Origin of the sequence: uncultured Gilliamella sp. (assembly GCA_945271295.1) — a bacterium.
Taxonomy (GTDB): domain Bacteria; phylum Pseudomonadota; class Gammaproteobacteria; order Enterobacterales; family Orbaceae; genus Gilliamella.
The window spans coordinates 95623-114625 of record CALYPG010000006.1 but is presented as its reverse complement, the minus strand read 5'-3'; the positions used below and the strand labels follow the sequence as shown (position 1 = coordinate 114625).

Annotated in this window: 21 protein-coding genes; 8 read left to right on the top strand and 13 right to left on the bottom strand. The window is 32.8% G+C overall.

Features of this window, described 5'->3' with window-relative positions:
• Positions 1–2: 2 nt before the first annotated feature.
• The 4 genes from Q0K76_RS05260 to mmuM all read left to right on the top strand — a co-directional run bounded on the left by Q0K76_RS05260 (position 3) and on the right by mmuM (position 5790).
• Complete coding sequence (locus Q0K76_RS05260; protein WP_294612475.1) at positions 3–1523, top strand: DUF945 family protein; 1521 nt, start codon at positions 3–5, stop codon at positions 1521–1523.
• A 276-nt stretch (positions 1524–1799) separates the two neighbouring features.
• Positions 1800–3365 (top strand): DUF945 family protein, encoded by a 1566-nt coding sequence (locus Q0K76_RS05255; RefSeq protein WP_294612473.1) that lies wholly within the window; start codon positions 1800–1802, stop codon positions 3363–3365.
• Positions 3366–3452: 87 nt separating this feature from the next.
• Positions 3453–4859 carry an S-methylmethionine permease gene (gene mmuP / locus Q0K76_RS05250; RefSeq protein WP_294612471.1) on the top strand — a complete coding sequence of 469 codons (1407 nt, stop codon included), beginning with the start codon at positions 3453–3455 and terminating at the stop codon, positions 4857–4859.
• The gene (gene mmuM / locus Q0K76_RS05245) at positions 4846–5790 is read left to right on the top strand and encodes a homocysteine S-methyltransferase (protein ID WP_294612469.1); all 945 of its coding nucleotides are present in this window, start codon (positions 4846–4848) and stop codon (positions 5788–5790) included. Before mmuP ends, mmuM begins: the two co-directional genes overlap by 14 nt.
• Positions 5791–5909: 119 nt before the next feature.
• Here the strand turns inward: mmuM and hxlB are convergent, their stop codons facing one another.
• From hxlB to Q0K76_RS05195, 10 genes are all read right to left on the bottom strand, one after another.
• The gene (hxlB, locus tag Q0K76_RS05240) at positions 5910–6446 is read right to left on the bottom strand and encodes a 6-phospho-3-hexuloisomerase (RefSeq protein WP_294612467.1); all 537 of its coding nucleotides are present in this window, start codon (positions 6444–6446) and stop codon (positions 5910–5912) included.
• Between the two features lie 16 nt (positions 6447–6462).
• Positions 6463–7113, bottom strand: coding sequence for a ribulose-phosphate 3-epimerase (locus tag Q0K76_RS05235; protein ID WP_294612465.1), 651 nt, complete (start codon positions 7111–7113; stop codon positions 6463–6465).
• A gap of 14 nt (positions 7114–7127) precedes the next feature.
• Positions 7128–7643, bottom strand: coding sequence for a YjbQ family protein (locus tag Q0K76_RS05230; protein ID WP_294612462.1), 516 nt, complete (start codon positions 7641–7643; stop codon positions 7128–7130).
• Positions 7644–7754: 111 nt separating this feature from the next.
• The gene (locus Q0K76_RS05225; RefSeq protein WP_294612459.1) at positions 7755–8039 is read right to left on the bottom strand and encodes a PTS sugar transporter subunit IIB; all 285 of its coding nucleotides are present in this window, start codon (positions 8037–8039) and stop codon (positions 7755–7757) included.
• A gap of 14 nt (positions 8040–8053) precedes the next feature.
• On the bottom strand, positions 8054–9391 hold the full coding sequence (locus Q0K76_RS05220; RefSeq protein ID WP_294612456.1) for a PTS transporter subunit IIC: 1338 nt from the start codon (positions 9389–9391) through the stop codon (positions 8054–8056).
• Positions 9392–9423: 32 nt separating this feature from the next.
• A complete protein-coding gene (locus tag Q0K76_RS05215; protein ID WP_294612453.1) occupies positions 9424–9879 on the bottom strand; it encodes a PTS sugar transporter subunit IIA in 456 nt (151 codons plus the stop codon).
• A gap of 10 nt (positions 9880–9889) precedes the next feature.
• Complete coding sequence (locus Q0K76_RS05210; RefSeq protein ID WP_294612451.1) at positions 9890–11845, bottom strand: PTS sugar transporter subunit IIA; 1956 nt, start codon at positions 11843–11845, stop codon at positions 9890–9892.
• 294 nt (positions 11846–12139) lie between these two features.
• On the bottom strand, positions 12140–12937 hold the full coding sequence (locus tag Q0K76_RS05205; RefSeq protein ID WP_294612449.1) for an AraC family transcriptional regulator: 798 nt from the start codon (positions 12935–12937) through the stop codon (positions 12140–12142).
• 31 nt (positions 12938–12968) lie between these two features.
• Positions 12969–13529, bottom strand: a complete 561-nt coding sequence (locus Q0K76_RS05200; RefSeq protein ID WP_294612447.1) for a YbhB/YbcL family Raf kinase inhibitor-like protein — start codon at positions 13527–13529, stop codon at positions 12969–12971.
• A gap of 96 nt (positions 13530–13625) precedes the next feature.
• The gene (locus tag Q0K76_RS05195; protein ID WP_294612445.1) at positions 13626–14234 is read right to left on the bottom strand and encodes a riboflavin synthase subunit alpha; all 609 of its coding nucleotides are present in this window, start codon (positions 14232–14234) and stop codon (positions 13626–13628) included.
• Positions 14235–14513: 279 nt separating this feature from the next.
• On the opposite strand from Q0K76_RS05195, the gene crcB reads away from it, so the two are divergent.
• Together crcB and Q0K76_RS05185 are read left to right on the top strand one after the other, a co-directional pair.
• Positions 14514–14891, top strand: coding sequence for a fluoride efflux transporter CrcB (gene crcB, locus Q0K76_RS05190; RefSeq protein WP_294612443.1), 378 nt, complete (start codon positions 14514–14516; stop codon positions 14889–14891).
• Positions 14892–14997: 106 nt separating this feature from the next.
• Positions 14998–15387 (top strand): SulA-like leucine-rich domain-containing protein, encoded by a 390-nt coding sequence (locus Q0K76_RS05185; protein ID WP_294612440.1) that lies wholly within the window; start codon positions 14998–15000, stop codon positions 15385–15387.
• 271 nt (positions 15388–15658) lie between these two features.
• Here Q0K76_RS05185 and Q0K76_RS05180 read toward each other — a convergent pair whose 3' ends face one another.
• The 3 genes from Q0K76_RS05180 to Q0K76_RS05170 form a co-directional block, all read right to left on the bottom strand.
• Positions 15659–16270 carry a hypothetical protein gene (locus Q0K76_RS05180; RefSeq protein ID WP_294612438.1) on the bottom strand — a complete coding sequence of 204 codons (612 nt, stop codon included), beginning with the start codon at positions 16268–16270 and terminating at the stop codon, positions 15659–15661.
• Between the two features lie 78 nt (positions 16271–16348).
• The gene (locus tag Q0K76_RS05175; RefSeq protein ID WP_294612435.1) at positions 16349–17410 is read right to left on the bottom strand and encodes an NAD(P)-dependent alcohol dehydrogenase; all 1062 of its coding nucleotides are present in this window, start codon (positions 17408–17410) and stop codon (positions 16349–16351) included.
• A 139-nt stretch (positions 17411–17549) separates the two neighbouring features.
• The gene (locus Q0K76_RS05170; protein WP_294612431.1) at positions 17550–17855 is read right to left on the bottom strand and encodes a hypothetical protein; all 306 of its coding nucleotides are present in this window, start codon (positions 17853–17855) and stop codon (positions 17550–17552) included.
• 224 nt (positions 17856–18079) lie between these two features.
• Between Q0K76_RS05170 and Q0K76_RS05165 the strand changes: the two genes are divergently transcribed.
• Positions 18080–18511, top strand: coding sequence for a hypothetical protein (locus Q0K76_RS05165; RefSeq protein WP_294612428.1), 432 nt, complete (start codon positions 18080–18082; stop codon positions 18509–18511).
• Between the two features lie 3 nt (positions 18512–18514).
• The gene (locus Q0K76_RS05160) at positions 18515–18973 is read left to right on the top strand and encodes a MarR family winged helix-turn-helix transcriptional regulator (protein WP_294612425.1); all 459 of its coding nucleotides are present in this window, start codon (positions 18515–18517) and stop codon (positions 18971–18973) included.
• The last annotated feature ends 30 nt before the right edge of the window (positions 18974–19003 follow it).

Sequence of the window (19003 nt, the reverse complement as noted above, 5' to 3'; positions counted from 1 at the left end):
ACATGAAAAAGACTACACTAGGTATTGGTGTTGTAGCCGTATTAGGTATTGCTTACGTTGGTACTGCATGGTATACGGGTAAAGTTATTGAAAGTAATATTGATAATGAGTTTAAAGAAATTACTAAAAAAGTTAATAATTATCAAAACGAATATAATATAGCTATCAGCCACAGTTATTTGGAAAAAAACATCTTTTCGACTAAATTGCATTTAACTGTGACAATGTCACCTAGGGATAGTTATGACACTGATTCCCAACCTAACAAATTATTTGATGATGATATCATAATCCATCATGGTCCATTCCCAATCGCAGCTTTAGCTAAAGGAACATTTTCACCGCAAATGGCATGGATAGAATACCAAATGTCTGAACAAGCAGCGCCTGAACTCTGGAAACTATTAGGCAACAAGCCATTCATAAGTGGCCAGGCAGGTATAAGTTATCAAAATTATCTACGAGTAAAAGTTACCAACCAAGCGCTGGAAGCTTCGCCAGCTGATTTAAAAAATTTTGATGGCATACTTTCAATTTCCGAGGGGAATTATACTTTTGAAAGCGATGCCGATTTTGAAAAAATACTTGTTAATGCCCGTTTAGATAAGTTAAATTATATTGAAAACGATAATAGTTCACTTTCATTAAAAAATTTAAACCTATCTGCCAAACCAAGTAGCGAGAGTAATGTTGTTGATTTTGATGTAAATGTTGGCAATCTGCTTATGCAAGATGGTCCTTATCGTCATTCGCAATTAGAAACTACCATAGATAATTTTAAATTAAAAGGTAGTGTCAATTATAAAAATAATGATATAAATGTGCAAAATAGCATAGATAAATTAATATATAAACCAATAGGTTTAATGCAAATTCAACCAGTTGAATTAAATAAATTTGTTTTAAACCAAAAAAATAACTTAAATGCATCGAATACCGTTGATGGTTTATTACAATTTAATCTTGAATCCATCTTCTATGGTAAACAAAATCTAGGTTCAGTTACATTTGATTTTGATTTCCAAGGGCTTGATAAGAAGTTCTTCCTTTTCTATAGGTTAGGCGATTTATATCGTAATATAGATGAGTCTGGTATGTCCAATGTTGAACTTAAATTAAAGCAACTCAATTGGCACAATACTGCGGGTGATATTAATATTAGTGCTAATGCTAAAGTGGTTGATACTAATCAAGTCAGGGATGCGTATAATTTTGACAAAATTGATAGTTTTAATCTGAAAATCGATGCACCTTTAGATGTGTTAGCTTACATATCAGCTCAAATTGAGGCTGGTAGTAATCAGGAAAATGAAATTTCACAATCTGATATTAATAAAGCAAAACAATCTTTAGGCATGTTGTCGCAAATGTTCTTACAGAATGTTAAATTCCTGACCTTCAAGAAAAATGATACGCTTGGTATTTTCTCCGATGTTGAATATTCAAGAGAAAATGGCATGATAAAAATCAACGGTATGAACATTCCTAGAGAAGAATTCCTAGAGGATTTTATGCAGGAATAGCTGTAAACTCTAAAATTATTCCGCTGCTTTTACCGGCGGAATAATTTCAAACTTACCACTCTTAAGACTTACTTATAAACACTAATATTGCAAAGGATGATTTAATCTCGCTAATCCAAAGAGATCCAAAAAATTATCGCTTAACAAGTTTAAATAGATTAAAATTGCTCAAAGTGGATTTGCAACATTTAGAACTCATTGAATATATTAAAAATCTATTAGCCATATTTTCTAAACCTACAGAAAAATAGCAACATTATATAGGAATAAACAATAATGAAAAAAACTACCCTTGCCTTTGGCATCATTGCAATATTAGGTATTGGATATGTTGGTACCGCATGGTACACAGGTAATATAATTGAGAGTAATATTGATAATAAACTTGAAGAAATTACCGCACAAGTTAATCATTATCAAAATGAATATAATATAGCAATAAAACAAAATAACTTGGAAAAAAATATCTTTTCCACCAAAATGCATTTAATTGTGACCTTGTCACCTAGAGATAGTTATGATACTGATTCCCTACCTAACAAATTATTTGATGATGATATCATCATTCATCACGGCCCCTTCCCCATGGCGGCTTTAGCTAAAGGTGTATTTTCCCCTCAGATGGCCTGGATTGAATACCAAATGTCTGAACAAGCAGCTCCGGATCTGTGGAAACTATTAGGTAACAAGCCATTTATAAGTGGCCATGCAGCTATAAGTTATCAAAATTATGTACAAGCAAAAGTTACCAATCAAGCGCTATCAGCTACACCAACTGATTTAAAAGATCTTAATGGCATATTCACTATTTCCGAGGGTGATTTTACTTTTGAAAGTGATAAAGATTTTGTCAATCTTCAGGTTGATGCTCGTTTAGATAAACTCAATTATATTGAAACAGATGATAGCACATTGTCATTCGATGATTCGATCGCATCAACAAATAATAATTCATTTTCATTAAATAATTTAACTATATCAACTAAACCAAATAAAGAAAAAGCGATGATTGACTTTGATGTATATATTGGCAATTTGCATATAAAAGATGATATTGATAGCTATTCGCAACTAGACACTTCAGTAGACAATTTCAAATTAAATGGCAGTATCAATTCTAAAAATAATGATTTGGAAGTACAAAATAGCATAGATAAATTGATATTTAAGCTAAATGAGAACCGACAAACACTACCGATTGAATTCAACAAACTTTCATTAAACCAAAAAAATACATTAAATAAAGCCGATACTGTTGACGGTTTATTTCGCGTTAATGTTGATTCAGTTATTTATGGACAACAAAATCTTGGCTCAGGCATAGTAGATTTTGCTTTCCAAGGGCTTGATAAGAAATTATTTGATTACTATGATTTATATGGTGATATTGATGACCAAACCAATCACTTTGAAGTATCTAATAGCAATTTTTCATTAAATACATTCAATTGGCATAATGTTGTAGGTGATATTAATATTAGTTCTAATGCAAAAATGATTGATAGCAATAAAATCCCGGACACTAGCTATTTTCTAAATTTTGAGAATTATGAAAATTTAAACTTAAAACTCGAAATACCTTTTGATGTACTAGCTTACATGGCAGTACAAACTGAAGCCGCTGAAAACAATGAAAGTAATGTTTCGCAAGAACAAATTGATAATGTGAAACAACTTATAAGAATGAATACGCAAATGTTATTAAGTAATGTTAAAATTTTGACCTTTAAGAAAGGTAATACCGACGGTATTTTCTCGGATGTTGAATATACAAAGGAAAATGACATAATAAAAGTCAACGGCGAAAAGATGCTTAGACAAGAACTATTAAATGGCTTTTAAGTAGTTATAAATTATAGAGCCAATATTACTTATTCCATCAGTTAAACTGGTGGAATAAATCTCAATAAACTAACTTTAAAACACCTTATGAACGTAAATTCATCATCACAAAGTGGCAAAAATCAATTTAAACGTACCATGAAAACCCGGCATCTAATTATGTTATCTTTAGGTGGTGTTATTGGTACAGGGCTATTTTTCAATACTGGCTATATTATCGCTACTGCTGGCGCTATTGGTGCTATTATTGCTTATTTAATCGGTGCCTTAGTCGTGTATTTAGTGATGTTATGCCTTGGTGAACTAGCGGTTGCTATGCCAGAAACGGGGGCATTTCATACTTATGCTTCGCGCTTTATTAGTCCAGGGACAGGTTATACGGTAGCTTGGCTTTATTGGCTTACTTGGACTGTTGCTTTAGGTTCAAGCCTAACCGCAGCTGGTTTATGTATGAGATACTGGTTTGATAGTGTGCCGGTTTGGGTGTGGTGTTTAATTTTTTGTGGTGTTATTTTTGGTTTGAATATTATCACTGCGCAGTTTTTTGCTGAAAGTGAATTTTGGTTTTCAATTATAAAAGTTATCACCATTATCATTTTTATTATTGCTGGTAGCGGTGCTATATTTGGTTTTATACCGATGAGAAATGATATGCCGGCACCATTTTTACATAATATTACTGATTGTGGTTGGTTCCCCAATGGCATCACACCAATCATTATGACCATGGTTTCGGTTAACTTTGCCTTTTCCGGTACCGAATTAATCGGTATAGCGGCTGGCGAAGCACATAATCCGGAAAGAACTATTCCTCTTGCAATAAAAACCACTATTTTGCGGTTAATCATTTTCTTTATTGGCACTATTTTTGTATTAGCAGCCCTATTACCAATGGATCAAGCCGGTGTCATTACCAGCCCTTTTGTCATGGTGTTTGAAAATATTGGTTTACCTTATGCAGCTGACTTTTTTAATTTTGTGATTTTAACCGCTATTTTATCGGCAGCGAATTCCGGACTTTATGCTTCCGGGCGCATGTTATGGTCGCTATCTAATGAAGGTACTTTACCTAAGTGTTTTAGTAAATTAACGTCAAAAGGTATTCCAGCCTTTGCAATTGGCATTAGCATGCTTGGTGGACTTTTAGCCTTATTATCAAGTGTGATTGCACCAGATACTGTGTTTGTGGCATTAACGGCTATATCTGGTTTTGCTGTAGTTGCCGTTTGGCTTAGTATTTGTGCATCACATTACTTTTTTAGAAAACAATTAACAGTTGTGGAACAAAGTTCATTAAAATATAAAGCGCCATTATATCCATTAGTACCAATTCTAGGCTTTATCTTATGCTTAATTGCTTGTATTGGACTGGCTTTTGATCCAGAACAACGAATTGCACTTTATTGTGGTATTCCTTTTGTTGGAATTTGCTATATAGCCCATCACTTTACCCGAGTTTATCAAAAACGAGATACCAGCAATGCAAATCAATAATCCAATTATAGAATTATTAAAGCATAAAAATTACATTATTATAGATGGTGCACTTGCTAGTGAATTACAACGCCGAGGATGTGATCTTAATGACAGTTTATGGTCAGCCAAAGTATTAATTGAACAACCAGAACTTATTAAACAAGTTCATTATGATTATTTTAAAGCTGGCGCTGACTGTGCCATAACCGCAAGTTATCAGGCTACACCGCGCGGGTTTGCCCAAAAAGGTATGGATAACACTCAATCAATTGCTTTAATCAAAAAAAGTGTTGAGCTAGCACAGCAAGCCAAACAACGCTATTTAGCTGAAATACCGCAACATAAACCACTATTAATTGCCGGTTCTGTGGGTCCCTATGGTGCCTACTTAGCCAATGGTTCAGAATATACTGGGGATTACCAGCTGTCAGAGTCCGAATTTATTGATTTTCATCGCATTCGTATGCAAGCTCTTATCGAAGCTGAGGTCGATCTGTTAGCTTGTGAAACCATGCCCTGTTTTGCTGAAATCAAAGCATTATCTAAACTATTGCAACAATTTCCGCATATGACCTGCTGGTTTTCGATGACATTAAAAGATGCTAAGCATATTAGTGATGGTACACCATTATCAATAGTCGTTGAGTATTTAAATCAAGTTGATCAAGTCATAGCTATTGGAGTTAACTGTATTGCACTGGATAAAGTCACCTCAGCACTAACAACATTGCAACAGTTGACCGCAAAACCTCTTATTGTTTATCCAAATTCAGGCGAACAATATGATCCAAGCACTAAACAATGGCACCACAATCCGCAACATAATTGTACCTTTACTAATCAAATAGCCATTTGGACTAAGTTAGGGGCAAAATTAATCGGTGGCTGCTGCCAAACCACTCCATCTGATATAGTGGAAATTAGTCATTTATTAGTTAATGAAAAATAACACTATTAATAAAGAGTTAAATAATAAAATGGTTGACAAAAAGTTTCAGGTCAACCATACGCTTCAGTATAAATATTCGTGCTAACCGAATGATTAATGCTTAATATTTACATTCAGATTTATTCAATATTAGCGTGTCTGGATTTCATTACTTCAGGTGATTGTTGCAGTTTATTCATCAAACTTAAAATAATACTGTCATAAATGAGAAGCGAAAGCTGTTCAAACGTGCTGCCCATAGGTTGTTTTGATTTAATTATCGTATTTGGCATAACCACCATAATATCAGCTAATTGAGCTAGCGTTGACGAATTATTAGCGGTGAATAATGCTACTTTTGCACCTAATTTTTTAGCTTGCTCTGCATAACAAATTAAACTTTTGGTTTCACCCGAACTTGAACCAATAATTAATAAATCCCCTGCATTTGCTTTGGGTTTGGTGATCTCATTAACCAAACTCACCTCTAAACCTAGATGCATTAATCGATTGGCAAAAGCACCTATCATCAAGCCTGAACGACCACAACCTGATAAAAAAATATGCTTTGAATTAATCAGAGTGTCAATAAAATGATTTAACTGATCTTCAGGAAGATTTTCTGATTGCGTAGAAATTTCAGTTAATATACTTTGCAATATGGTCTTTATGTGCATAATTATCTTTCACTCCTTAATGTATAGCTTTTTTCAATTTAGCTATATTTTGTTCTAGTTCATTATTATTGAAAATAAAACCGCCTGAAACGATATTATTGGCTCCAGCTTTGATACACGGCAAAATTGTCTCGTCAGTAATATTGCCATCAACTTGAATATCATAATGAAAATTATTTTTTTGTTTTTCACTGCTTAATTGTGCAATTTTACTCAGTGTAAACGGCAGAAAAACTTCACCTTTTTGACCAGGATTAATTGTCATCACCAAGACTAAATCAATAAACGGCAATAACATTTTAATACTCTCAATTGACGTGCTGGGGTTAATCGCTATGCCGACTTTGATACCATTTTTTACTAACATATTAATGATAAATATATGGTGAACGGTTGCCTCAAAATGGAAGGTAATAAAGTCAGGTTTTGCTTCAATAAAATGAGTAATAGACAATTCAGGTTTATCTAACATAAGATGACAATCTAATACAAAATGAGTATGTTTTTTCAGATCTTTGACCAAATTAGCGTTAAAACCTAAGTTAGGCACATAATGATTATCCATAACATCAATATGCAAATGAGTAATACCAAGGGCATCTAACTTTTGTAAATTTTCTTTGATCAAGTAAAGATCAGAATTGAATAATGATGGCGCAAGAATCATAGCGAGTCCTTTTTTTAATTACCCATTACCATAAAACTAACTTTGCGCTTTCTTTCTCGCAATGCATCCCAATCCACAAAATAAAGGCGACCAAGTTCACCCAATAATAATTCTCCATCTTTGATAATAAATACTACCGAAAAATGACCAAATAACGAAGATTTAATATGCGCATCAGTATTGAGCATTACCCACTTTTCAGCAGGATAATTCGGATCGCTTAATCCTAATCCAAACTCGATATGTTTTGGTCCGGGGCTATGATATTGATTTTCACTGGTCATGCGTGGCACAATTTTTTCTAAAACATTATTAATATCCACATGCAAATATTCATCCCCAAAATAATTGGTATCATGCATACATTCATCAAAAAAAAGTGAGCATGTTGTATGGGTTGTTGCAACCGTTAATTGTCCATTTTGGATATTGGATTCTTGGACAACTTGTTTTAATTCGTTGTTGATATCATGGTAAGAATGCCGTCCTGCTACTGTATTAATTTCTATAGAATGATGATAGATATTCATACTGATTAATCCTAATTAGTACACTCACCTAATTAATAAATTTTTAGTCATTTAAGCTAAATAAAACTAGATGAGCATAGTGATAATTGTTATTTAGTTAACTGTAGCTAATTACAGATTTAACCGTCTTTTTAATTCAGAAAAAAACTCGGATAAGTTGACACCCGTTAATAATGGCAAACCATTTATTACTTTAGTTTTTATAGAGTCAGGAACAATTGTGGTACTCACCACCACATCATATGTATCCATTTTATTTAGTTCATCAGCAATTTTTGATTGATAAATTTTTACTTGATCAGTTAATTTTTCATCGCTTAGCCATTTATTAACTTTACTCACTGCGATTGTTGAAGTCGCGTGACCTGCACCACACATTATTAGTAATTTTTTCATTTTGATTTATCCCTTTAGTACATTGCAATTTTCTTAATTTTATTGACATATATAAGCAGACATAGAATCACGACAGCTAAACCAATTAAGCCGATATACCCTAGGTTACTTAACAATAAAACAAATAGTGTTACTGGCCATAATCCACATAAAATAACGGTTACAATACCTGCGGTGCCGACATCATAGTTAGCTAAATGGAAAACATCTGTGATAACCGGTGCAAGCCAGGTCGCCATATATAGACAGATAACTAAATAAATGGTGCCGCCTAAAATGGAGCGAATAATATTACCTTTAAAGAATGGAACCATTAAACAAATACCAAATGCGTAGAAGGCTAAATCACCAAAAGGAAGCACTTTGTTACCAGGTAAAATTAAGGCAAGTAATAATGAAACCGGCACCATGATTAACGCTGTCGCCATTACCGCAGGGTGACCGACAGTTAATGCTGCATCCATCCCGATATTAACTTGTTTGCCATTTAATCGTTTACTGGTAAATTCACGCGCTGCTTCGGCAACTGGTAGTAGCCCTTCCATAAACATAGCCACCATTTTAGGCATGATTTTCATAATTGCCGCAGTTGAAATCGCCAATTGCCCAATATGTGAAACATCATATTTTGCCAAAATACCGACGACTAAACCGATAATTAAACCAATAACCACCGTATCGCCAAAAATACCAAATTTTTTAGTTAATGTTTCTGAATCAGCATTCAATTTATTAAAGCCTGGAATACGGTCAAATAACCAATTTAATGGTATTGCAACTATTGCACCGGATAATGCCATCAAGTGAGTAATTGAAATTCCCGGATAACCAAAAAAAGAACTAACTGGTTTTTGTAATAAGTCAGCAAGCAACCATTGCAACATCACGGCAGTAATACAACCGATAATACCAACCCAATATAAACCGGTTACAGAATAAGAGACCAATCCCAAGAAAATAGCAAACCAGAAATTCCAAATATCAACATTTAAAGTCCGAGTCCAACCTAATGAGATGAATATAAAGTTGATGATCAAAGAGACGGGAATAAGTAATAATCCTAAAGTGGTTGAAAAAGCTAGTGGCCCACCGACACCACAACCAATATCCATGATACTTAGTGAGGTTCCGTATTGCTCACCCATTTGTTGAATCGCTACCCCTAAGGTTTGCGATAATAAAGTAATGACCAAGCCTAAACCAACAATACCAATACCGACAGTAATCCCTGACATAATAGCTTTAGAAAAGCTCACTCTAAAAAATAATGCAATGATAAAAATTATGACAGGCAAAAAGACAACGCCTCCCAAATTTATTAACCATTGAAAAATGTTAATTACACTATCCATTTATATCTCCTTAATTAAAAGTTTGAATACCTTTACTTCACTCCGGCATTATTTAAAATAGCGATAAATTCATTGACTGAGTTACATTGTTCTAATAGTTTTATCTCTTGTTCGTTTTGAAATAAGCTGATTAGATTTTGTAAATTTTCAATTTGTTCATGAGGTTGCTTCATCGCTAACATAAAGATAAATTTGACTGGAATTTTTTCGTTTTGATCTGTCATGCCTGAAAAAATAATTGGCTCACTTAACGAGGCAAAACAAATCTGTGATTGATTGACTTTTGATGAATCGGTATGAGGGATAGCAAAACCAGTTGCATTAACCAATAAACCAGTAGGATACTGTTGTTCTCTTTGCAAAATTCCTTGTAAATAATCTTCCTTAACAATGCCATTAGCAAATAACATTTGTGCCATTTTTGTTAGAATTTCTTCTTTGTTCAATGCCTTAACATTAAAAAGGCATAAATGTTGATCAAAGTACATTTTTTATTCCTCATTGATTGTCTAAAAATATTTTTAATTGCTCAAAACTTGTCACACTTTTTAAGTCAGAAACAATTTGCTTATTTGTGACAATTTCATAAATTTCAGTAAAAACATCATTGATATTATTAATATTCTTTTCCGAAAGACTGACCATAATAATGATGCTGACATCAATCATTCCCCATTTAATCGGTTTATTTAACGTCATCATTGATATGCTTGATTTAGATACAAACATGGGCGAACCATGTGGTAATGCAATACCATTTTCAATTGATGTGTCGCCGATTTCCTCTCGATGTAATACTGAATTTCGATAGTTACTGTGGACATACCCTAGTGCTTCAAGTTTTGCTATTAACAATTCTAAGCATTCAGTTTTATTCGTAATTTCGACATTCAATTGAATAAGATCCGGAGTCACAAATTTTGCTATTGATGGGTAATGACTAGATTTTTCAAGATAATTAGACGGTTTATTTAATACATAATTAGCATATGCTTGAATAATATTTTGATAATCTTTGGTGTTTAAAAGGGATGATATTTTTACCACAGGTTTATTTAGATTATTAATATCAAGAGTGGTAATAATCAAATCGATATTACTAATTTTTTCAGCAGTTAGCTTTGAAATTGAATACACTTCGACATTATCTTTTGATGGTAAAAGTTGACGAACTTTGTTGTGAATTAAATTTGAAGACGCGTTACCATATTGGCAGATAATAACAATATTATTGGCATCGGCAGCTTTATCTAACGCTATCTGAAAATGAATTAATAAAAATGATATTTCGTGATCATTTAAATTTACATCAAATTTACGTTCTAAATCTGAAAGTGCATACCATAACACACTAAATAATTTTGAATACTCGACCTTTATTTCATCCAATATAGGATTGATGATTGTTATTTGTTTTTGTAACCGCGTGATCATCGGTGGGAAATGTGCTAATAAAGAATGAAATAATTTAGTATCCTTCGAAAGATCTATCCCCTCAATTGCTCCTACTTTTTTTATGATTTTGCGAATAATTTCAATATAAAAAGGATCATCAGCTGAAACCGATTCATCAATCATTCGATGCGCAAAAAAGAGCTTGCTTAAATATTTAATATCATTAACTGTAAATTGAATCGTGAAATAATTTTCCAATTTTTTAGCAAGATCGGATGCCATCAAATAAGATTGCATATGCCTAATATGATTAAATAACAAATCATCTTCTTCATCCGTAGAATAACCTAAGGTTAATCGTTTTAACTGGATACTAATTGAGATTAACAGAGAAGATAAATAGTACTCAGAAGACTGTTGAACTAAAGATTCATAATGTTCAAACACGAGATCACTAATCTGACGGAAAGAATCATCACCAATAAACGATTGCATTAATTGATTTAAATAATGACTATCTTGTTTGGTAATATATAAAGATAAGAAGTATTTAATCGCGCGTTGAATTTGACTTTCTGTCCCTTTAACAACAATACTTTTATGAGTAACATTTAATGCGACATTCTCGCGGTCTAGGGAATGATTGATAAATTCAATATCTTTATTTAATGATGTTTTACTAACAATGTAATCACTTGATAACTGTTCTAAAGAAACACGCTCTTGATTAAGTAAACAGCGTTTAACAATATCAAGACGACGATATTCAGGCGTCAATCTTCTTGACTTGTTATTGAAATAACCATGACTATTATTCTTTTCTAAATACGAAATTATTGGCTCGATATTACCTTTATTACCAATTAGCATTAACCCTTTACGTGGTGATTTTTCAATATAAATATCCGTATTGGGAACGGTTAATAAAAGTTCATTTAACTTTTCAATATCACCATAAATGGTTTTAGTTGAAATAGATAATGTTGAACTAAAATAAGTAGCAGGTTTAAATTCTGATTCTTTAAAAAGGTGTTTGAGTAATTCTATTTGTCTATGCATTACTAAACTCCTTTTTTATATCTTGTGACAACTCATTCATAACTCGTGATTAAAAGTATAATTAGATAAATAAATATGACGATTACATTTTTTTCCGGATTAATTTGGAATAGCATGTAATCATGATTGATTAGCAGGAAGTCGGATTGCTCAAACGCCAATAATATCCATTAATTACAGCAATATGATTGGAACAAAATGAATAATTAACAATCAATATTAATGACGTAACATACTATTAAAACGCTACTTTTTTGTTTTTGCTCTGTTTTAAAGAGAAAAATAGTGATTAAATTATTGACGTAACTGTTTAGGTGAAAAACCAAAGCGTTTTTTAAAGTAAAAGGCAAAACGGGAACCTGATTCATAACCTATTGCTTGTGAGATTTGTAGTATAGATTTTTGACTTGTTTGTAATAACATCAATCCATAATTAAGCCTTACATCTAATATAATTTGCGATAAGCTATATCCTTCCAGCGCTAAATGTCGTCGTAATGTCGATTCACTTAAAGCAAATTGTTTGGCTAATTCACTGGCATACCATTTTTTATTAGGTTGCATACCAATAACTCGCCGGATTTTTTGGCTAATTTTGTCAGGATTGGTGGGCATAAAAGCAATGTGCATAGCTGACAATCGAATAAGTAACTCATAAAACAGGTGTTTAACCAAAGTTAAATCACGTGATGAATTATTAAAATCTTCGGTCAATAGTTCATTTCCGATTTGCATTAATCGATCAATAAACGTGGTTGTTAATTGTGTTTGTACGCTAATTTTACTTAGCCTAATAGTTTTAGCTGGCAAGTGAGATAGTGCAAACTGATGCAATAACTCACTACACCAAGTAAAACAAAGCGCTTGATACTGTTGGTCATTAATTGATAAGTTAGTTACATTCATTAGCATGTTGGCCGGAATAGCCATTAGCTGCCCTGCTTTTACTATAAAATGCTCCCCACCACATTCGACATGTTTTTCACCATTTAGCACATATACCATCATGGCATCACTGTTCTCAATCTGCTTAAGCTTTTGATTACAGCCTTGCGTAATGTGATTAATTTGTCCAATTGATGTGAAATTCACAATATCAATACTTAATCAGTTATGCTTTGACTTAGCGAGCGTAATTGTAGCTTACGGTCGCTTTAGCGATCTGATGTGAATTAGCAATAAACCCTATTAATGCTGGCGTAGTTTGATCATTTATTGCTATATGATCAATATCAAGTGCATAAAGCGTAAATTGATAGCGGTGATTAGTCTTTTTTGGAGGGCATGGACCACCATAATGACTCACCCCAAAATCATTACGAATTAATTGACTGCCACTGGGTAACAATTCGCTATGCGTACCGGCAGACTGCACAATAGATTGCGTTGATACTGGAATATTCACTATTACCCAATGCCACCAGCCAGATCCTGTTGGCGCATCGGGATCGAACATCGTTAAGACTAGGCTTTTGGCCTGTTCCGGTAAATTCTTCCATAAAATCTGTGGTGATATATTTTCACCTTGGCAACCAAACTGATTAGCAATAAATTTCGCTGTAAATCCGTGTTGTTCTAAATCAGGGATCGTTAATTCCATTGGTGCAGCAATACAATAAGTTGAACCCAGCAACAATGTACCAAAAAGCATTGACCTAAATTTATTGAAATTGAATTGGTGCATGTTTATTCCTTATAATTACTTAAAAAAAACACAATAAACTATTCATTGCAGAAATTCAGCACAGATTCGCCGAAATTAGGTACAAATTCGCTTAATCTACTTTTTTGCAGCCAGCACTCGTTCAACGGTATCAACAATCGCTCGGGTTTGTGAATCAATTTCGATATTGACCTTGTCACCAACTTTTTTAGTATCCAATGTAGTAATCGCAAGTGTTTCCGGAATAAGATGGATTTCAAAACAATTATCTTTAACATCACCTATCGTTAAGCTTGCGCCGTCAATGCCGATAAAACCTTTATACAGCACATATTTCATAAATTGCTCGGGCATCGCTAACCTCATAGCACAATTCGTGCCGGTTTTTTTAATATCTACGATCGTTGCTGTACAGGAAACATGACCAGACATCACATGCCCACCAATTTCATCTCCGTACTTGGCGCTACGCTCAATATTCACCAAATCATGCTGTTTTTTATCGCCTAATGTGGTTAACGCTAAGGTTTCTTCCATAATATCAAAGGTGACCCAGTCATCTGCAAAATCCGTTACGGTTAAACAACAACCATCATTGGCAATCGATGCGCCAATTTCGATATTACTCGTCAATTTATGGGGTAATTTTACTTTATAGGTTCTTAATTTATCTTGGTCCGAAATTTCGACAATTTGACCAATACCCTGAACAATGCCGGTGTACATAATAATCCTTAGATTGATAGTAAATAGTTGCATCATTTTAACGTAAACTAGCAAAAATTTAATATCATTCACATAATTTATTAGCTTTAAATTTAATTTGAGTCGATTAATCAATCTTTAAGTGGCGTAATAATCAAGCTATTAGTAAATCATTCCAATGTTAAAAAGATATTCATTTTGCTTATCAACTGTTATGATCATCTTTAGTTTGTTATACCTGAAATAATCTTCAACATATTTCTTTAAATGAATTTTTGATTTAATTAAGGATCGTTTTTTATGTTAAAACTCATGATTGCCATTGCCATTGGATCCGTTTTTGGTGGACTGTGTCGTTGGTTTTTATCCCTTAAATTTAATATTATTGCTTTTGCCATTCCTTTAGGCACCTTATTATCAAATTTAATTGCTGGCTATATTATTGGTTTTGCTATTGCCTTTTTTAATCATTCAAGTCTATCACCAGAATGGCGTTTACTTGTTATAACTGGTTTTTGTGGGGGATTATCGACTTTTTCAACTTTTTCGGCTGAAATTGTTGATTTTATTCAAGAAGGACGAATAGCATGGGGACTAATAACCATTGCCATTCATGTAATAGGTTCAGTGTTAATGACGTTTTTTGGTATTTGGTCTTATCAATTATTGCGTTCTTAAAAGCGGCACTAATCAAAATAATATAGAAAAAGCATAAAAATAAAGTTTACAACCGCAAAGCGCTGTATTAATATACACTGTATATTAATACAGTATTGAGGTTATTATGCTTATTATACATTCGTCACCACAACTTATGGCGATTAACTTTGAATCACCATTTCAACAAGTTTTACAACAACAACGACCTTTATTACGTTCATTTAATAAAGCCAAAAAATGGCAACTATGGTTATCCGAGAGACCTATGTTAAAACGTTCATGGGTAAACATAATAGGGCTTGATCAACAAAAAGTTATACATTTAACTAATCTTAATAATGAACATCTTATTTCCACCATTGAAAAAGCTTTAAAAAATAAAACCTGTAGTTATGTCGTTGCTTGCATAAATCATCTTAATGATCAGGATAAACAACGCATTCAACAAGCTGCATCAACTAGTGATACTTGTTTATTATTAGTACAGGATGATCAACCAATCCAATATCATTAAGTCATTAATCTACTAAATAAAATAGGATAACTAATTAAATTATCCTATTTTATTATGTGGTTAAAAATCTTATAGTTAATATTTAAGTGCAAATCGATTTAGTAAAAAATCGTTTCATTCAACTGCAATAAATACGTTGCTATTTTTTTGATTAACAGCAAGTCAAACATAATTAATGCGCTAAAATTAGCTTGTTCCATCACTACCTTCATTTAAAATTATCTGTCTTAATAACAATAACTTATATTAGTAGTGATAATAATTAACTCATTTAGTTGCAAAACTGTTTATAATCATCAAGATAATTTTCAAAAATTTGTTTTACAGCGTCTGGTTTGATATCTTGTTCTAAATTTGGTAATTCCCTTACATGATTAACAACTTTATATACTTGACACCAATCATTGTCTAATTCAATTTGAGCTTGAATTAACCCTAATATGAGCGCAATAGCCAAACTCTGTGGTGCTTTGTTGCTGGCATTTTTAGCTATATCTAATGCTCGTGCAACATTAAAGTAATCATCCATTGCTAATAAGTATGCAAAAATAATAGCTTCTTCTGCTGATGTTAAAATACCCGATACTTCATCATAAGATTTTATATTAGGATTTATTCTATTAAGGTATTTAGCTTCATTATGTTTACCTGCTTGTTTAAAACCTAATGCATTAATTAAAGCTAATTTAGCATCCAGCATCACTGTTTTGTCAGTCAAAAATTGAATGTCATTGTCAGTTAATGTTTTATCCTCCCTGTCATGGGCATTCATAACTTGGGGAAAGTCGGAATAACTAAGATAAAATTCACTCGAGGTTAAAGGTGAATCGGCATAAAGATAAGTTGAGAATACCACTAAAATTATAAATATTAATTTTTTCATCTGAATTTCCTTTTTAGATGTTAACAATAGATGTAGTCTGGAAACTTGTTATCTACGCTTCATTTTATATTAATAACATTACTTATCTTGTTTAAGCGATTGCATATCGATCACAAAACGATATTTGACATCACTTTTCTTCATGCGTGCAAATGCTTGATTGATATATTGGATATTAATCACTTCTACATCAGAACTAATACCATGCTCAGCACAAAAATCTAACATTTCTTGCGTCTCAGGAATACCACCAATCATAGAGCCAGCAACGGTTTTGCGCCCAGATATTAGATCAAAACTATGGACAAATGGTTCTAAAGGTCCAAGATAACCCACCAGCACAATGGTACCGTTTAACGATAAAGTGGCTAAATAAGGATTAATATCATGAACGTTAGGAACAGTATCAATAATTACATCGAATTTGCCTTTTACCGCTTGCATTTGTGCTTCATCAGTGGATAACACAATGTGATCAGCACCTAAACGGATAGCGTCTGATGATTTATTTTTAGAACGAGTAAATAAAGTTACTTCAGCCCCTAATCCTTTGGCTAGTTTTATCGCCATATGACCAAGTCCACCTAAGCCAACTACTGCAACTCGGGTATTTTTACCTACTTGCCAATGTTTAAGTGGAGACCATGTAGTTATCCCAGCACATAATAAAGGCGCTGCAGCCTCTAATGGTATCCCCTTAGGAATTTTCAAAGCAAACCTTTCTGAAACAATGATTCTTTCTGAATAACCACCATAAGTAGGCATATTATCATGGGGATCTATGCCATTATATGTCTCAATAAATCCTGCCTCACAATATTGCTCAAGCCCATGTTCACATGGGGAACAATGTCGACAAGAATCAACAATGCACCCAACACCCGCTATATCACCTACTTTGAATTTGGTTACCTTATCACCCACTTTAACCACTTTACCGACAATCTCATGACCTGGTACTAAAGGATAATGCGACATTCCCCAGTCATTTTCTACTTGATGAAGATCAGAATGACAAACACCACAATATAGGATTTCAATTTCTACATCATCAGCCCGCACTTCTCTACGTTCAAAATGCAAAGGTGCCAGATTCGCTTTAACTTGAGTAGCACCATAGCCTAAAACTTTTATCGTCATACAATATCTCCTGTATAGTTAAATTAACTCATCGCCAAAAGATTGATACTAATATTTTATATAAGTTCAATAATGATAAGTAGGTTGAAAAATGCTAATTAAGAAAAAACAAGATGGTTAAGAGGTAATAAATATTGTATTAGTTTATTAATGATCTGCTTTTTTGAGATTTTTTCATTTTTGCTCGTGTCTTTTTGAATACAAAGAATAATATAAAGAATAATAGAATATCTACGCATAGAATTACAGTGTATAAAAAAATATTTTCTAATAAAATAGCTTCTGTCTCTTCACAGCCACATATAAACTCATCAGTACTATGACTAAGTACATCGTAAAGATCTGTTACCAAAACTACCAAAAATAATAATGTTAATAAACAAATAATTGCTAATGTAATAGTAACCAAAATAAACAGTATTGAGTAAATTGTTTTTTGGCGCATTGAAATTTCCTTATTATCGATGCTTATGCTATGCAGTTGTCGAATATTTTATCCCACTAATTATTTTGTACCAATATGTATTAATACTATCTGTTTAATCATCATTTCCAAACAAGGGTAATTGTCTTTAGATAATTGTAATTAATTTAAATTTGCAAAAAATTGGTTGTAAATTTAATAAGTAATAATATAATATGTACACTTATTATATTAAGGAGCAAATAATGTCAAATATATCCATCACTTTTACTTTACCTACTATCGCTAACCCAGAAAAAGTTTGGCAATACTACACCAATATTTCTTTACGAAAATTATGGGAAACCGATCTTGAGGAATTTAGTCTTCAAGGCGAACTTAAAACTGGGGTAAAAGGAGTATTTAAACTACAAAACATGCCGGCAATGGCTGTAACTTTATCTAAAGTAATTATTAATCAAGAATTCACTGAAGAATTTAATATGACCGATATAGGGAAGTTATATTTTTCCCATCAGATAATAACTGTGGCACCCAATCAATATGCACTGAAAGCAGAAATAGCCTTACAACCTGATAAACAAATGGATGATAAATCATGTTATGATTTTATAAAACAGATATCCGATGATATTATTGATAAAGCCTATTTATTAAAAAGTCTTATTGAAAGGTAAATTATGACCAAAGACGTTAAGTTTTTATCCAAATTCCAAAACGATGCTGATTCAGTCGGTTTTTTATTTATGAGAACTTATTCGTCTTGGCATGGTAGCATAAAAAAATGCCTGAAACAGCAGTCAATTACGCATCCCCAATTTGTAGTGCTAGCTACTCTGGCCTATTTGTCACAACAACCAGATGAAATAACTCAGGTTATTTTAGCCACTAAAACCAATATTGATGTAATGACAATTTCACAAATTCTGGAAAATTTGGAGAAAAAAGCTTTTATAATGCGAACGACATCGATTAAAGATAGTCGAGCTAAATCCATTACCTTGACCCCAAGTGGTTTAGATATGGCCAATAAAACGGTACCTTTAGTCGAACAAATAGATAAGCAATTTTTTGAAATTCTAGGTAAAGATGCTAAGCAATTTCATAAAATGCTGTTGACGCTATTACACCAAGATTAGTTAATTTACTATTGCTAAGCATTTATTTCA

What these genes read in the sequence shown, in the direction of transcription:
- Q0K76_RS05210 (WP_294612451.1), bottom strand. Translation starts at nt 11,845, where the DNA reads ATGCATAGACAAATAGAATTACTCAAACACCTTTTTAAAGAATCAGAA.
- Q0K76_RS05175 (WP_294612435.1), bottom strand. Translation starts at nt 17,410, where the DNA reads ATGACGATAAAAGTTTTAGGCTATGGTGCTACTCAAGTTAAAGCGAAT.
- Q0K76_RS05160 (WP_294612425.1), top strand. Translation starts at nt 18,515, where the DNA reads ATGACCAAAGACGTTAAGTTTTTATCCAAATTCCAAAACGATGCTGAT.
- Q0K76_RS05200 (WP_294612447.1), bottom strand. Translation starts at nt 13,529, where the DNA reads ATGCACCAATTCAATTTCAATAAATTTAGGTCAATGCTTTTTGGTACA.
- Q0K76_RS05260 (WP_294612475.1), top strand. Translation starts at nt 3, where the DNA reads ATGAAAAAGACTACACTAGGTATTGGTGTTGTAGCCGTATTAGGTATT.
- Q0K76_RS05215 (WP_294612453.1), bottom strand. Translation starts at nt 9,879, where the DNA reads ATGTACTTTGATCAACATTTATGCCTTTTTAATGTTAAGGCATTGAAC.
- Q0K76_RS05235 (WP_294612465.1), bottom strand. Translation starts at nt 7,113, where the DNA reads ATGATTCTTGCGCCATCATTATTCAATTCTGATCTTTACTTGATCAAA.
- Q0K76_RS05255 (WP_294612473.1), top strand. Translation starts at nt 1,800, where the DNA reads ATGAAAAAAACTACCCTTGCCTTTGGCATCATTGCAATATTAGGTATT.
- crcB (WP_294612443.1), top strand. Translation starts at nt 14,514, where the DNA reads ATGTTAAAACTCATGATTGCCATTGCCATTGGATCCGTTTTTGGTGGA.
- mmuM (WP_294612469.1), top strand. Translation starts at nt 4,846, where the DNA reads ATGCAAATCAATAATCCAATTATAGAATTATTAAAGCATAAAAATTAC.
- Q0K76_RS05180 (WP_294612438.1), bottom strand. Translation starts at nt 16,270, where the DNA reads ATGAAAAAATTAATATTTATAATTTTAGTGGTATTCTCAACTTATCTT.
- Q0K76_RS05185 (WP_294612440.1), top strand. Translation starts at nt 14,998, where the DNA reads ATGCTTATTATACATTCGTCACCACAACTTATGGCGATTAACTTTGAA.
- Q0K76_RS05170 (WP_294612431.1), bottom strand. Translation starts at nt 17,855, where the DNA reads ATGCGCCAAAAAACAATTTACTCAATACTGTTTATTTTGGTTACTATT.
- Q0K76_RS05195 (WP_294612445.1), bottom strand. Translation starts at nt 14,234, where the DNA reads ATGTACACCGGCATTGTTCAGGGTATTGGTCAAATTGTCGAAATTTCG.
- Q0K76_RS05165 (WP_294612428.1), top strand. Translation starts at nt 18,080, where the DNA reads ATGTCAAATATATCCATCACTTTTACTTTACCTACTATCGCTAACCCA.
- Q0K76_RS05230 (WP_294612462.1), bottom strand. Translation starts at nt 7,643, where the DNA reads ATGAATATCTATCATCATTCTATAGAAATTAATACAGTAGCAGGACGG.
- Q0K76_RS05220 (WP_294612456.1), bottom strand. Translation starts at nt 9,391, where the DNA reads ATGGATAGTGTAATTAACATTTTTCAATGGTTAATAAATTTGGGAGGC.
- hxlB (WP_294612467.1), bottom strand. Translation starts at nt 6,446, where the DNA reads ATGCACATAAAGACCATATTGCAAAGTATATTAACTGAAATTTCTACG.
- Q0K76_RS05225 (WP_294612459.1), bottom strand. Translation starts at nt 8,039, where the DNA reads ATGAAAAAATTACTAATAATGTGTGGTGCAGGTCACGCGACTTCAACA.
- mmuP (WP_294612471.1), top strand. Translation starts at nt 3,453, where the DNA reads ATGAACGTAAATTCATCATCACAAAGTGGCAAAAATCAATTTAAACGT.